Here is a 12,862-nt window from a genome sequence, read left to right on the forward strand (position 1 = left end):
CTGAGTACCCGCTGAGAAGCCCGGCAGAACCGTGTATGCCCGATATAAGGGCGCTTTCCGCTACCGCCCGGTGACCGTCGGTTCGCCGCAACCGCACGACCGGCGCACCACCAGCGCGGACGGGAACTGCTTCAGCCGCTCGCGCCGTGACCCCGAGACCCGCAGCGAGTCGTCGAGGACGAGGTCCACCGCCGCCCGGGCCATCGCCGGGCGGTCCGAGAAGACCGTCGTCAGCGGCGGATCGGTCAGCCCCGCCTCCTTCACGTCGTCGAAGCCGGCGACCGCGAGCTCACCCGGCACGTCGATCCGCAGCTCGCGCGCGGCCCGCAGCACCCCGATGGCCTGGTCGTCCGTGGAGCAGAAGATCGCCGGGGGCCTGTCGGGGCCGGAGAGCAGCTTGAGGGCCACCTGGTAGGCGTCGTAACGGTTGTACGGCGCGTGGAAGAGCCGGTCCTCCGTCGGCAGCCCGGCCTCCTGCATCGCCCGGCGCCAGCCCTCGATGTGGTCGGCGACCGGGTCGCCGACGACCGGGGTCGACTCGGTGCCGCCGAGGCACGCCACGTAGGCGTTGCCGTGTTCCAGCAGGTGGCGGGTGGCGAGCTGGGCGCCGCCGACGTCGTCGGTGACGACCGCGACGTCGTCGATCGCCTCGGGGCGTTCGTGCAGCAGGACGACGCGGGCGTCCCATGCCTCTATCTCGGCCGCCGCCCGTTCGCTGGGGCCCTGGCTGACCAGGATCAGTCCGGAGACCCGCATGCCGAGGAAGGCCCGCAGGTAGTGGACCTCGCGCTCGTCGCGGTAGTCCGAATTGCCGACGAGCACCATCTTCCCGCGCTCGGCCGCCGCCTGTTCGACCGCGTGCGCCATCTCGGCGAAGAACGGCTGCCGGGCGTCCGGCACGATCATCCCTATGAGATCGGTGCGCCGCGAGGCCATCGCCTGTGCGACCCGGTCGGGCCGGTAGCCCAGCTCCGCGATCGCGGCGAGCACCCGCTCGCGCGTGGCCGGGGCGACCGGCCTGGGTCCGTTGTTGATGACGTAGCTGACGACCGCTGTCGAGGTCCCCGCCAGTCTCGCCACATCGTCCCGCGTCACCTTGGCCACGCGCGGCAGTCTACGCGGATCGACCTACCGCTTGGCAGGCCGGACCGGGGCTTCTTCGGCTGTGTCCGTCTCCACGGACTGCTCCGAACGGGTGACCGGCTCGCCCACGGGCTCCGACGCCGCCCTGGCCTTGGCCTCCTCGGAGGCGCGGTCCGCCTTCTCGGGGGTGACGAAGCGGTAGCCGACGTTGCGTACGGTGCCGATGAGCGACTCGTGCTCGGGGCCGAGCTTGGCCCGCAGCCGCCGCACGTGGACGTCGACCGTGCGGGTGCCGCCGAAGTAGTCGTACCCCCAGACCTCCTGGAGCAGCTGGGCGCGGGTGAAGACCCGGCCGGGGTGCTGCGCGAGGTACTTGAGGAGCTCGAACTCCTTGAAGGTCAGGTCGAGGACCCGGCCCTTGAGCTTGGCGCTGTACGTCGCCTCGTCGACCGAGAGGTCGCCGTTGCGGATCTCCATGGGGGAGTCGTCGGCGGTGATCTGCTGGCGGCCGGTGGCCAGCCGCAGCCGGGCCTCGACCTCGGCGGGACCCGCGGTGTCCAGCAGCACGTCGTCGATGCCCCAGTCGGCGGTGACGGCGGCGAGCCCGCCCTCCGTCACGACGAGGATCAGCGGACAGCCCGGCCCGGTGGACCGCAGGAGCTGACAGAGCGAGCGCACCTGCGGGAGGTCGCGGCGGCCGTCGATGAGAATGACGTCGGCACCCGGGGTGTCGACGAGCGCGGGTCCCTCGGCGGGGGCGACCCGCACGCTGTGCAGCAGAAGGCCGAGGGCGGGGAGCACCTCCGTCGACGGTTGAAGGGCATTCGTCAGAAGCAGCAGTGAACTCATCGCCGCCCACCTGCCTGGGTCGTCGGTCGATCGTGCACGTTCAGCTCGCCCATTACGTCGGTCCTCCTCGTTCCCTGCGAGAGGGGCACTCCCGGGTCGGACCCGGGGGAGTATGCGGCACTGCTTCGTACTCCCGTACGGCCGTCACCTGCGACGGCCGTCATACGGTTTTCACTGTGCGGTCCCGCGCCCGGGGACCGCTGAGCTTGCCGAAACGCTGCCGTAACAACGCCCGGAAAGCACAAAAGGATCCGGGGGCTGCTTTGCCCGGATCCTCTTCGCAGCAGAATAGCCCACATGAGTTCGTTGTCCGAGGGCCGATTCCCGAGTTCTTCTGTTCCCTCGATCACGCGGGCACCCCGGCGCGCCAGGTTGCTGACCGGTGACGGGGTCCGTATCGAGGCGGTGTACACCCCGTGTACGGCGGGTTCCGGCGCTCCCGGGAGCGCTGTCCCGGCCGGGACAGCCGTGGTCCTCGCGCACGGCTTCACCGGCTCCGTCGACCGGCCGGCACTGCGGCGGGCCGCGGAGGTGTTCGCCCAGCGTGCGGCCGTGATCACGTTCTCCTTCCGTGGCCACGGAAGGTCCGGCGGACGATCCACGGTGGGCGACCGCGAGGTGCTGGACCTGGCGGCCGCGGTCACCTGGGCGCGGTCGCTGGGACACCGGCGCGTCGTCACGGTCGGCTTCTCGATGGGCGGTTCCGTGGTGCTCCGGCACGCCGCTCTGTATACGGCGCCCGAAGCCGGCGGGTCCGGGAACGGTGACGGAAACGCGGAATTGGTGGCGGGGGCCGAACGGGTGCAGAGGCGCACAGAGGCGCACAGGGCGCATAGGGCGCACGAGGGGCGCGGGGAGGCGCATTCAGGCGCGTATGCCGACGCACACACGGACGCGGTCGTCGCCGTGAGCGCGCCCGCACGCTGGTACTACCGCGGCACGGCCCCGATGCGCCGCCTGCACTGGGTCGTCACCCGGCCCACGGGCCGGCTCGTGGGCCGCTACGGCTTCCGTACGCGCATCCATCGCGAGGACTGGGACCCCGTGCCGCTCTCGCCGGTGGAGGCCGTCCCACTGATCACCGCACCGCTGCTGATCGTGCACGGCGACCGGGACCCGTACTTCCCCGTCGACCACCCGCGGATGCTCGTGGAGGCGGCGGGGGACGGAGCGGAACTCTGGCTGGAACACGGCATGGGGCACGCCGAGAACGCCGCCGACGGGAAACTGCTGGCCCGTATCGCCGACTGGACGGAGTCGGCGTGATCCATGATGGACAGTCGACGCACGACGAAAGGGGTGCCGCCATGGCAGCGGGGACGATCCGCTACTGGGCCGCGGCCAAGGCCGCCGCAGGGACCGCGGAGGAGCCTTACACGGCGCGGACACTCGCCGAGGCGCTCGACGGGGTGCGCGAACGGCACCCAGGTGAGCTGACGCGCGTACTGCTCCGATGCTCGTTCCTGATCGACGGGAATCCTGTGGGGACCCGTGGTCATGAGACCGTACGGCTTGCCGAGGGCGGCACGGTCGAGGTGCTCCCGCCGTTCGCAGGAGGGTGAACCGCAGACCATGAGCAACAGCGATCAGCAGTATCCGTACGACCCGGGACACGCGCAGCAGCATCAGGGGCAGCAGCCCTCTGACTCGCACGGGCAGCCCGCCTACGACGGACAGCCTCCGCAGCAGCCGGTGTACGGGCAGCAGCCCTACGACCCCGCGTACGGGCAGCAGCCCTACGACCCCGCGTACGGTCAGCCCGCGTACGGCCAGCCCGCTCAGCCCGCGTACGGGCAGGATCAGCAGCAGCCGTACGCCCAGCAGCAGCCCGCCGTGTACCCGGAGCAGGGAACCCCCCGGGCCCCGGAGGACCAAGGTGTGACCCAGACGTGGCAGGGGCAGACCTGGGACACCCAGTACCAGCCGACGGTCCGGCCGCAGCACCGGGCCGCGCCCGTGGCCCCTGCCGTGCCCGCCGCGCAGAGCTCCCAGGGCGCCTACCCGTTGCCGCCCGAGGCCCCGGCGGCCCCGGCGGCCCCGGCGGCCCCGGCGGCCCCGGCAGCACCGCCGGCCCCGGACGCCCGGGCGGCCGCCTCCGCCCACGCCGACTACAGCGCGCCCAGCACCCTGGGCAACAGCCGGATCACCGACGCGCAGCGGGCCCGCGCCGAGGGACGTTCGCCGATCATCGCGCCGGGGATGCAGCCCGCCGCGATCACCGCGGGGCTTGGCCTGCTCCTCGCGCTGGGCGCCGCGATCGGCCCGTACGCCCTGCTCGTGCCCCTGGTACTGCTCCAGGCCGTGACGGCCGCGGGATGGTTCCGGCTCAACGGCATGTGGCCGGCCAGGCAGGGCATCATGCTGGCGTTCGCCGGCGGTGTCGTGGCCGACGCCGTGCTGCTCGCGGCGGGCCGGAGCAACGCCCCTGCGGCCATCCTCGGCACGCTCGGTGTCTGGGTGCTGCTCACCCTCGTCCTCCAGCTGCGCAGCCGGGCCGGGGCCGACGAGCGGATGTACGGCCTGACGGCGACCGTGGCGTCGGCCGCACTCGCCGTGCTGGCCGCCGGCCACCTGGCGGCCGTGCCGGACGCCGTGACGGTGGGCGGCATCGCGGTCGCGGTGGCCGTGCTCGTCAGGGCCCTGCCGTTGCCCGGACCGGCTTCGGTCGTCGTGGCGCTGCTCGCCTCGGCGGGAGCGGGCCTGGCCGGCGGGGTGGTCACGGACTTCGGCGCGCAGTCCGCGTTGCTCGGCTTCGCGGCCGGCGGCTGCGCGCTGATCGGGCTGCGGGTCGCGAGCTACGACTACCCGTCCCGCTTCGTGCACATGACGGCAGGAGTCGCACTGCCGCTCACCGCCGCGGCTCCCGCCGTCTATCTGATCGGCCGTGCGATCGCCTGACGACTCCCGCGTTCCCTCGACTCCTGCCCCGCAGTCGCCGGGGAACCGGCCGGGCCTCCCACTCGTCGATCACTGCGGGCACACCGCGCGGCGGCAGTAGCCTCACGTGCAACAGGGTCCGGCCGGTCCGAGTGGGGGAACAACACACATGCGAGCACTGCGCGTACTGCTGATCATCGCCGTGGTGCTGGGCGGCGTCTTCGTCGCCGTCGACCGCGCCGCCGTGTACTTCGCGGAGTCGGAGGCCGAGGGGCGGGTCGCCTTCGGAGGCGCCGAGGCCGGTTCGACCGAGGTCTCCATCAAGGGCTTCCCCTTCCTGACCCAGGTGGCCGGTTCGAAGTTCGACCGTGTGGACGTCACGGTGAAGGACATCCGCGCCAGTGCTGCCGGGCGTGAGATACGGATCAGTGAGATCGAGGCCCAGCTGCGGCAGGTCACGCTGGGCGCCGGATACACCAGCGCGACGGCCTCCCGGGCCACGGGGACGGCCCTCCTCTCGTACGCGGCCCTCACCGAGGCGGCCGACGAAGGCGTCACGGTCGCCTACGGCGGCGACGGCAAGGTCAAGGTCACCGGCTCGGTCCGGATCCCGCTGGTGGAGCAGACGGTCACGCGCAGCGTGCTCTCCACGGTCACCCTGGTCGACGGCGACACCGTCCGGGTGCGCGCCGACGAGGTCCCCGGCGAGGGCATCCCCGGCCTGGAGGGACTGGTCCGGAAGAAGACCGACTTCGAGCGCGGGATCGGCGGACTGCCCGACGGTCTGAAGCTGGAGAAGATCGAGGTGACACCCGGCGGCCTGGAGATATCGATGTCGGGCGCCGACATCCGGCTCGCGGGATGACGACGTGACCTGACCCGGCCGCGGAGGACACGGACGGGCGGGGTCAGACGCTTCGCGCGGGGCGATCCGGACGGCGGATCCAGATGTTGAGACGCCTGGCCCGCCCCGCGGGAGACCGATGCGCGACGACCGCCGGATTCCGGGTCGTCCGAGGCGGTCGGTCGCATCCGTATCTCGCATGACGGACGATCGTGTCTCATCATATGACACGACGGTGACATCTCCGCCCGTACCTCCCTACGATCGGACACATGAAGCGACAGGCGGACCTCACGAAGCGGCGGGCAGTAGACCTGTGCCGCGTCGCCGCCATGCTCTGTCGCACCTTCTGAGCGGGACCCTCTCCCGTTTCCCCCGGCCCTTCGACGCTGTCAGGGCCGCCCCGTGCCTTCCGTACGCGTTCCGCTCGAAGCGCCTGCGCGTACACCTCGCACTCCGCTCCATCGCACCACCCCGCCGCAGACTGCCCCGGAGGAGAATCACATGAGCCGCGCAGACGTTCTGGTCGACGCCGACTGGGTCGAGGCCCACATCGACGACCCGCAGGTCGCCATCGTCGAGGTCGACGAGGACACCTCGGCGTACGAGAAGAACCACATCAAGAACGCGATCCGGATCGACTGGACCACGGACCTCCAGGACCCGGTCCGCCGTGACTTCGTCGACCAGGCCGGCTTCGAGAAGCTCCTGTCCGAGAAGGGCATCGGCAACGACACCCTGGTCGTCCTCTACGGCGGCAACAACAACTGGTTCGCCTCGTACGCGTACTGGTATTTCAAGCTCTACGGCCACGAGAACGTCAAGCTGCTCGACGGCGGCCGCAAGAAGTGGGAGCTCGACTCCCGCGACCTGACCGACGCGGTCCCGTCGCGCCCGGCCACGCAGTACAAGGCCAAGGCCCAGGACGAGTCGATCCGCGCCTACCGTGACGACGTCGTGGCCGCCATCGGCAGCCAGAACCTCGTCGACGTGCGGTCGCCCGACGAGTTCAGCGGCAAGCTGCTCGCCCCGGCGCACCTCCCGCAGGAGCAGTCGCAGCGCCCCGGCCACGTGCCGAGCGCCCGCAACATCCCGTGGTCGAAGAACGCCAACGACGACGGCACGTTCAAGTCGGACGACGCGCTCAAGGCCCTGTACGAGGACGAGCAGGTGGACCTCTCCAAGGACACCATCGCCTATTGCCGCATCGGTGAGCGCTCCGCGCTCACCTGGTTCGTGCTGCACGAGCTCCTCGGCCAGGAGAACGTCAAGAACTACGACGGTTCGTGGACCGAGTACGGCTCCCTCGTGGGTGTGCCGATCGAGCTCGGCGCCAACAAGTAGTTCCCCCGCAGTCATTCGTACCGCAGGACCCCGACCAGAAGGACAGAACACCATGTGTGGAGCACAGGCCGGTGGCCCCGACGCTTCGACGATCAAGCCGGGCGAGACGACCATCCAGGGCAGCGTGACCCGCGACGGTGAGCCCGTCACCGGCTACGTCCGTCTGCTGGACTCGACCGGTGAGTTCACCGCCGAGGTCCCGACCTCGGCGACCGGACAGTTCCGCTTCTACGCGGCCGAGGGCACCTGGACGCTCCGCGCCCTGGTCCCGGGCGGCACCGCCGACCGTACGGTCGTGGCGCAGACCGGCGGCCTCGCCGAGGTCGCCATCGCCGTGTAGTCCACGCGCACCGACGGCCGGAGGGCCGCACCCCAGGGGGTTGGACGCCACCTGACGGGGGTGCGGCCCTTCGTGCCGTCCACATGCGCTCGGGCGCCGGAGCGCTCTACGCTGGACACATGTACGCCCGGCGTAGGCGCGCCTATTTCCTGATGATGGGCGGATGCCTCTTCCTCTTCGTCTCCGCCTGGGCCTTCGTGCGTCTCTGGTCGATTCCGGCGGCCGTCGCGATGTGCGTGGTCGCCATGGTCATTCCGCCCGTCGCGGCGATCGTTGCCAACCGCCGCGGGCCTGAGGACCGTTGGTGGGACGAACCGTCCCAGGAGCCCCGGCCCCCCTCGGACCCCCGGGCCTCCTCGGTCTCCCCGCCCTCCTCGTCCTCGGACTCCCCGCCCGCCCCGGATTCCCGGCCCCGCTCGCCCCGGGAGGAGCCCACGGGCGACCCGACGTCGGACGCGTGGTGGGACGAGCTGGACGGCAGGAAGCGCCGCAGGTAGGACCGCGGGCTTCCGAGGATCAGTAGACGAGGGCCTGGGTGCCGTCCGCCATGGCCTCCTGCACGAAGACCTGGGCCCCCGCGATCCGCACGCCCTCCAGGACGTCCTTCTCCGTGATGTCCCGTCGCGCCGCGCACTGTGTGCAGAGGGTGACCCCGCCACCCGTCAGGATCGAGTCGATCAGATCGGGCAGCGGCGCGGCGTGCGGCAGTTCGAACTCGGCGGCGCGCCCCGGCAGCGCGAACCAGGCGGACTCGCCGGTCAGCCACAGAGAGACCTCCACCCCGCTGGCGACGGCCACGGCCGCCACGGTGAAGGCCTGCGAGCAGCGCTCCGGGGCATCGGCTCCGGCGGTCACCTTGATCACTAGCTTCTTCGGCATGTGCCGAACTGTAATCCGCGGCGGGGCAACCTCCCCTGTGTCCTGTGGGTCAGTTGTGTGCGCAGGTAAGGGAATCTGTGCCTCAGGTCTCTTGGGGGGACCCTTTTGAAACCGAACGACATCGTTGCCGGTGCGCCGGACGAGCCGCCTTCCACCCCTGGACGCCCGCGTCCTCGGGGCCGTACGACGACCCTGATGATCGCCGCCGCCGCACTGCTCGGGATCTCCGGCGGCACCGCGGTCGGCTACGGCATCCAGGCGGAGAGGCCGCCGACGCCGCTGCCCGCCCTTTCACAGACGGAGCTGGCATACCCCGCGGAGGCGCTTCCCGCGGGCGAGGCCCCTGCCCCGTTGCCCGCCTCGCAGGACCGTCAGGTCCGGACCGACGGCGATCTGCGCGACCTGCTGATCGACCGCCCAGCGGGATGGAGCGAGAACGAGGGGGCCGAATGGCTGAACGACGGCTGGATGAGCGTCGGCACCCTCGCTCACTGGTTCGACAACGAAGGCGACACGTTCGAGTACTTCCTGGAGTCCGGCGTGCGTCGCATCGCAGGGGCTGCCTGGAAGAAGGGCTCGGACCGTGAGGCCACGATCCAGCTCGTCCAGTTCGCCTCCGGGGTGGACAACGCGGCAGCCGAGTTCGCCGACGGTCAGCGCTGGTACTCGTCCGAGACGGAGGGAGGCGGCGGCAACGAGGGCGACCTGGTCAAGGGCAGCGGAGAGGGCCGCTACTACGTCTACGACGTGCCCCGACCGCAGCCCGGCTTCCTGTCCCTCTACCGGGCACGGGCCGTCATGCACCGCGGCGACATCATGATCGAGATCAATCTGTTCGACACCAGGCCGATCAGCAAGAAGGACATCCGGACGCTGGCCGAGCAACAGCTGGAGCGCCTGTGAACGACATCTCCCCTCCGGTGACCTCCGAGGCGGCCCCGCACCCGGAGACGGCGGACGTCCCGGGTGCGTCCGGCGCTCAGGACTCCCCCGCGGGTCCCGGGCGCGTCCGGCGGAAACTGCTCACGGCCCTTCCCGCCCTGCTGGTGCTCGGCGCGGTCGGCGTCGCTGCCGGTTATACACATGCCACGGTCGACGAGGCCGACCGCAGCGTGGAGACGACCGTCTGGAAGGTGTCCGCGCGCGAGCCGGGGAAGGACCCCGCGCGGGACACCAGCCGCGGCAGGGCGGACACCGCGCTGAGCAAGCTGATGCTGCCCGTGCCCGCCGGCTACCGGCTCGGCCCGGACGACGGCGAGTACGGCAACGACGACGAGGTGGACGGTGAGCGGGCCGTCGCCGCGATGAAGGAGGGCAACCGCGGGCTCGCGGGCAAGGAGCGCCGGGATTACGACAAGCGGATCGACAAGCTGCGGGTGCAGGGTCTCGCCGTCCGTTCGTACGCCACGCAGGAGAACGACCTGGAGGTGCACGCCCAGATCATGCGGATGAAGGACAAGAAGGCCGTGCGGAGCTTCCACACCTTCCGGACGGAGCTGTTCGACGCCCTGGGCATCTTCCGGGAGGGCCCTGAGGTCAAGGGCCACACCCGGAACGCGGCCTGCTATCTGCAGCCCGAAAACAGCGCCGGCGACATCGAGGAAATGGTGTGCGCGGCATACGACGGGGAGCTGAGCATCAGCGTCCGGGCAACCGGCGTCAAGCCCGTCGACAAGGCGGCCGTCGCCGAGCTGCTGAAGGACCAGCTGGACCACATCAAGTCCCCGGGGGAGTACGTATGACCGAGCAGACGGCCGAACCGGTCGACACGGCCACCGCCTCCGTGCCGGAACCAGCCGCCGTACCTGGACCGGCGGAGGCACCGGGGCCGGCCGTCGCGCCGGGACCGGTACCCGCACCGGCCCTTGCGGCGACCCCGGAACCGGCATCCGCAACAGCCACCCTCCTCCCCCCGGTCCCGCAGGTCCCCCCGGTCCCCGCACAGGCACCCGCGCCCACCACGCCCCGGCCACCGCGCCGCGTCCTGCGCGCGGTGCTCCGGTGGACGGCCGCCGTGCTGGTGCTCGGCGGGCTCGGCGCGGGGACGGCCGTCGGCATCACATCGATGGAGCGCACCGACGTACCGGGGCTCGGCACGCGCGACGACGGGCGCTGGGACTACCCGGAGCTGAGCCTCCCGGCCCTGCCCGCTGATGCGCCCCGCCCGTTCAGCGATTCCAACGCCGCCGAGGTCCACCACGCCGACCTGCGACGCCTGCTGCTGCCCGCACCCGCCGGTGCCACCGTGGACAAGAAGCTCGACGGCGGCTGGGTGGACATCGCCCGGTACGCCGCCGAGTACGGCAAGGACGAGCGGGCCGCAATGACCCAGCGGCTGGAGGACTCTGCTCTGCGCCACATAGCGGCCCGCGGCTGGACCATGCCGGACGGCACGTCGTCCCGGATCTATCTGCTCCGGTTCAACTCCGTGGCGTACTCCACCGCGTTCCGCGACGAGCTGCTCGAGGACGCCTCCCGGCCACTTCCGCTCGCCGGGACCACCGCGTCCTCCCCCGACGAGGACTGGAGTGTCGTGGACGGGCCCGAGTTCACCGCGGCGCAGTCCTTCACCGAGGTCGTGCCCCACGGGGCCGAGCAGGTCCGTCACGCCTATGTGCTGGCCGGGGACACTGTCGCCCTGGTCGTCCAGGCACGCAAGGGTGCGGGCGGCACGGAAGCCGTTCCCTTCCACCAGACCGTCGTCCTGCAGAACCAGCTCCTGGGCTGACGCGACCGGCCCGGGAAACCCCGGGCCGCCGTGCCGGGCCCCCACCCATTAGGCTGAGGGCCCGGCCGTCCGCTGCCGTCATGTCGTTCGTTCCGAGGAGCTCCCGTGCTTGAGGCTTTCTTCTCCGCCCTGCTGGTGCTGGTCTGCGTCGGCGTGCTCGCCTTCGCCGCCGTGACCGTGAAGAAGCTGTACCAGGGCCAGCGCTGACCCTCGCCGAACACCTTCCGTACACCCTCACAGATCGTCTGAGCCGCTCATGATCGAGATTCCGTCCGACCTCCACCCGGACCTCGTACCGCTGGCCTTCCTCCTCGGCAACTGGGCGGGCGCCGGCGTCTCCGACTTCCCCGGCGCCGAGAAGTGCAACTTCGGCCAGGAAGTCACCTTCAGCCACGACGGCCGCGACTTCCTCGAATACGTCTCGCACTCCTGGGTTCTGGACGCCGAGGGCAACCAGGTCAAGCCGCTCGAGTCCGAGTCCGGCTACTGGCGCATCGACAAGGACCGCAAGGTCGAGATCGTCATGGTGCGTGACCAGGGCATCGTCGAGGTCTGGTACGGCGAGCTGGCGAAGCAGAAGCCGCAGATCGACATCGTCACCGACGCGGTGGCCCGCACCGCCGCCTCCGGTCCGTACAGCGGTGGCAAGCGCCTCTACGGCTACGTGCACAGCGACCTGATGTGGGTCGGCGAGAAGGCCACCCCCGACGTGGAACTGCGGCCGTACATGTCGGCGCACCTGAAGAAGGTGGTCACCCCCGAAGAGGTCGCCGCCATGGCGAAGAGCCTCGGGGACATGCCGGACGACGGCATCGCGTTCTTCAAGTAGCCCGGTCCGGGCCGCCGCCCGGCCTGCCTGAGCCCTTGGCCACCTTCACGGTGCCAGGGGCTTTCGCGTGCCCGCGTGGGGACGAGGGCGGTGACGGCCGGACGAGTGGGGGTTAACAGATACGCGTGCACTGCAATGCGCTTGCATCGTCGCGCAGGGCTCGCTACGGTAGGGACCGCTGCGGAGCCCGTCGTCCGGTCGCCCCGGACAACGCGGAACCCCCAGTCGCATTGCGCGCGACTGGGGGTTCCGTAAGCCGTGCTTCGGGCGGCGTGTAAACAGAGGCGGACCCAAAGCGTTCGTCGCCCACCGTACCACGGTGGGTGGCGACGTGGGCAAGAGGTGCGCGGCAGTCATTCACGGCAGGGGCCGGAAACAGGGGGGCATCATGGCGGACGCATGGCCGGAATGGATGGGGCGGGCGTTCTCGGAACCGAGGATGGAGCCGTACCGGGACGCCTGCGGCGGCGATGCCGCGCAGGCCCTCCGGCTGTACTGGTGGAACGTCGAGGCGTGCGCGGCGCTCTACGGACCGCTCCACTGCCTGGAGCTCGCTCTGCGCAACGCCCTGAACACGGTGCTGACCGAGCACTACGGGAGGGCGGACTGGTGGGAGGCGGCGCCGCTCAACGCGCAGGGCATGAGGCTCGTGGCCAAGGCCCGCGCGAAGTGCGCCGGCCGTCGGCGCCGCGGACGGGGTCCGGTGGGGACGGACAGCGTGGTGGCGGAACTCTCCTTCGGCTTCTGGGCCGCACTGCTCAGCAGCGGCTCCGGTTACGACCGTACGTTCTGGGTGCCGGTGGTCCACAAGGCATTCCCCCACTACGGAGGGCGACGTGACACCCTGTACGACGCGCTGGGGTCCCTGGTGCTCCTGCGCAACCGGGTCATGCACCATGAGCCGGTGCACACGCGGCACCTCGCTGCGGACCACGCCAAGATCTACCGCCTGCTCGGGTACCTGAGCCCCGCTCTCGTCCCGGAGGCACGTGCGATGGACCGGTTCCCCTCTGTGCTGCGCCACCGCGGGGCGACCTGTGACGGCAGCCGCCGTCCCCGGTTCTGAGCGTCCGGTCCGACCGCACCCGA

General features: G+C 71.0%; 16 protein-coding genes. 13 read left to right on the plus strand and 3 right to left on the minus strand.

Annotation, left to right across the window (positions count from 1 at the left end):
* Positions 1-60: 60 nt before the first annotated feature.
* Positions 61-1,104: a LacI family DNA-binding transcriptional regulator gene (locus tag ABZ441_RS20930; RefSeq protein WP_358976174.1), complete on the minus strand. Its 1,044-nt coding sequence runs from the start codon at positions 1,102-1,104 to the stop codon at positions 61-63.
* Between the two features lie 24 nt (positions 1,105-1,128).
* Positions 1,129-1,932 (minus strand): response regulator transcription factor, encoded by an 804-nt coding sequence (locus tag ABZ441_RS20935; RefSeq protein ID WP_358976177.1) that lies wholly within the window; start codon positions 1,930-1,932, stop codon positions 1,129-1,131.
* Between the two features lie 297 nt (positions 1,933-2,229).
* On the opposite strand from ABZ441_RS20935, the gene ABZ441_RS20940 reads away from it, so the two are divergent.
* The 8 genes from ABZ441_RS20940 (at position 2,230) to ABZ441_RS20975 (ending at position 7,834) form a co-directional block, all read left to right on the plus strand.
* On the plus strand, positions 2,230-3,198 hold the full coding sequence (locus ABZ441_RS20940; RefSeq protein ID WP_358976180.1) for an alpha/beta hydrolase: 969 nt from the start codon (positions 2,230-2,232) through the stop codon (positions 3,196-3,198).
* A 41-nt stretch (positions 3,199-3,239) separates the two neighbouring features.
* Positions 3,240-3,494: a MoaD/ThiS family protein gene (locus ABZ441_RS20945; RefSeq protein WP_205018042.1), complete on the plus strand. Its 255-nt coding sequence runs from the start codon at positions 3,240-3,242 to the stop codon at positions 3,492-3,494.
* Between the two features lie 10 nt (positions 3,495-3,504).
* Positions 3,505-4,830, plus strand: a complete 1,326-nt coding sequence (locus ABZ441_RS20950) for a hypothetical protein (protein WP_358976185.1) — start codon at positions 3,505-3,507, stop codon at positions 4,828-4,830.
* Positions 4,831-4,978: 148 nt separating this feature from the next.
* Positions 4,979-5,674 carry a DUF2993 domain-containing protein gene (locus tag ABZ441_RS20955; protein ID WP_358976188.1) on the plus strand — a complete coding sequence of 232 codons (696 nt, stop codon included), beginning with the start codon at positions 4,979-4,981 and terminating at the stop codon, positions 5,672-5,674.
* Between the two features lie 251 nt (positions 5,675-5,925).
* Positions 5,926-6,006, plus strand: coding sequence for a putative leader peptide (locus ABZ441_RS20960; protein ID WP_350310325.1), 81 nt, complete (start codon positions 5,926-5,928; stop codon positions 6,004-6,006).
* 151 nt (positions 6,007-6,157) lie between these two features.
* Positions 6,158-6,997: a sulfurtransferase gene (locus ABZ441_RS20965; protein WP_358976191.1), complete on the plus strand. Its 840-nt coding sequence runs from the start codon at positions 6,158-6,160 to the stop codon at positions 6,995-6,997.
* 52 nt (positions 6,998-7,049) lie between these two features.
* Positions 7,050-7,337 carry a DUF1416 domain-containing protein gene (locus tag ABZ441_RS20970; protein ID WP_014154938.1) on the plus strand — a complete coding sequence of 96 codons (288 nt, stop codon included), beginning with the start codon at positions 7,050-7,052 and terminating at the stop codon, positions 7,335-7,337.
* Positions 7,338-7,456: 119 nt separating this feature from the next.
* Complete coding sequence (locus tag ABZ441_RS20975; RefSeq protein WP_358976196.1) at positions 7,457-7,834, plus strand: DUF3099 domain-containing protein; 378 nt, start codon at positions 7,457-7,459, stop codon at positions 7,832-7,834.
* A 19-nt stretch (positions 7,835-7,853) separates the two neighbouring features.
* On the opposite strand, the gene ABZ441_RS20980 is transcribed toward ABZ441_RS20975, so the two are convergent.
* Positions 7,854-8,216, minus strand: a complete 363-nt coding sequence (locus ABZ441_RS20980) for a DsrE family protein (protein ID WP_358976199.1) — start codon at positions 8,214-8,216, stop codon at positions 7,854-7,856.
* Positions 8,217-8,411: 195 nt separating this feature from the next.
* On the opposite strand from ABZ441_RS20980, the gene ABZ441_RS20985 reads away from it, so the two are divergent.
* From ABZ441_RS20985 to ABZ441_RS21005, 5 genes are all read left to right on the plus strand, one after another.
* Positions 8,412-9,119, plus strand: a complete 708-nt coding sequence (locus ABZ441_RS20985) for a hypothetical protein (RefSeq protein WP_358976202.1) — start codon at positions 8,412-8,414, stop codon at positions 9,117-9,119.
* Complete coding sequence (locus ABZ441_RS20990) at positions 9,116-9,958, plus strand: hypothetical protein (RefSeq protein WP_358976206.1); 843 nt, start codon at positions 9,116-9,118, stop codon at positions 9,956-9,958. The genes ABZ441_RS20985 and ABZ441_RS20990 overlap by 4 nt, the downstream gene beginning before the upstream one ends.
* The gene (locus ABZ441_RS20995; protein WP_358976209.1) at positions 9,955-10,944 is read left to right on the plus strand and encodes a hypothetical protein; all 990 of its coding nucleotides are present in this window, start codon (positions 9,955-9,957) and stop codon (positions 10,942-10,944) included. The genes ABZ441_RS20990 and ABZ441_RS20995 overlap by 4 nt, the downstream gene beginning before the upstream one ends.
* A 256-nt stretch (positions 10,945-11,200) precedes the next feature.
* Positions 11,201-11,773: an FABP family protein gene (locus tag ABZ441_RS21000; RefSeq protein ID WP_205018051.1), complete on the plus strand. Its 573-nt coding sequence runs from the start codon at positions 11,201-11,203 to the stop codon at positions 11,771-11,773.
* Between the two features lie 388 nt (positions 11,774-12,161).
* Entirely contained in the window at positions 12,162-12,839 is a 678-nt protein-coding gene (locus tag ABZ441_RS21005; protein ID WP_358976212.1) for a hypothetical protein, read from the plus strand.
* Positions 12,840-12,862 lie beyond the last annotated feature (23 nt).

This window comes from Streptomyces sp. NPDC005752, from assembly GCF_040630715.1.
GTDB lineage: Bacteria > Actinomycetota > Actinomycetes > Streptomycetales > Streptomycetaceae > Streptomyces.

Bases quoted from the DNA above. Each gene is read 5' to 3' on its own strand.
- ABZ441_RS20935 (WP_358976177.1), bottom strand. From the start codon at position 1,932: ATGAGTTCACTGCTGCTTCTGACGAATGCCCTTCAACCGTCGACGGAG.
- ABZ441_RS20940 (WP_358976180.1), top strand. From the start codon at position 2,230: ATGAGTTCGTTGTCCGAGGGCCGATTCCCGAGTTCTTCTGTTCCCTCG.
- ABZ441_RS20945 (WP_205018042.1), top strand. From the start codon at position 3,240: ATGGCAGCGGGGACGATCCGCTACTGGGCCGCGGCCAAGGCCGCCGCA.
- ABZ441_RS20950 (WP_358976185.1), top strand. From the start codon at position 3,505: ATGAGCAACAGCGATCAGCAGTATCCGTACGACCCGGGACACGCGCAG.
- ABZ441_RS20955 (WP_358976188.1), top strand. From the start codon at position 4,979: ATGCGAGCACTGCGCGTACTGCTGATCATCGCCGTGGTGCTGGGCGGC.
- ABZ441_RS20960 (WP_350310325.1), top strand. From the start codon at position 5,926: ATGAAGCGACAGGCGGACCTCACGAAGCGGCGGGCAGTAGACCTGTGC.
- ABZ441_RS20965 (WP_358976191.1), top strand. From the start codon at position 6,158: ATGAGCCGCGCAGACGTTCTGGTCGACGCCGACTGGGTCGAGGCCCAC.
- ABZ441_RS20970 (WP_014154938.1), top strand. From the start codon at position 7,050: ATGTGTGGAGCACAGGCCGGTGGCCCCGACGCTTCGACGATCAAGCCG.
- ABZ441_RS20975 (WP_358976196.1), top strand. From the start codon at position 7,457: ATGTACGCCCGGCGTAGGCGCGCCTATTTCCTGATGATGGGCGGATGC.
- ABZ441_RS20980 (WP_358976199.1), bottom strand. From the start codon at position 8,216: ATGCCGAAGAAGCTAGTGATCAAGGTGACCGCCGGAGCCGATGCCCCG.
- ABZ441_RS20985 (WP_358976202.1), top strand. From the start codon at position 8,412: ATGATCGCCGCCGCCGCACTGCTCGGGATCTCCGGCGGCACCGCGGTC.
- ABZ441_RS20995 (WP_358976209.1), top strand. From the start codon at position 9,955: ATGACCGAGCAGACGGCCGAACCGGTCGACACGGCCACCGCCTCCGTG.
- ABZ441_RS21000 (WP_205018051.1), top strand. From the start codon at position 11,201: ATGATCGAGATTCCGTCCGACCTCCACCCGGACCTCGTACCGCTGGCC.
- ABZ441_RS21005 (WP_358976212.1), top strand. From the start codon at position 12,162: ATGGCGGACGCATGGCCGGAATGGATGGGGCGGGCGTTCTCGGAACCG.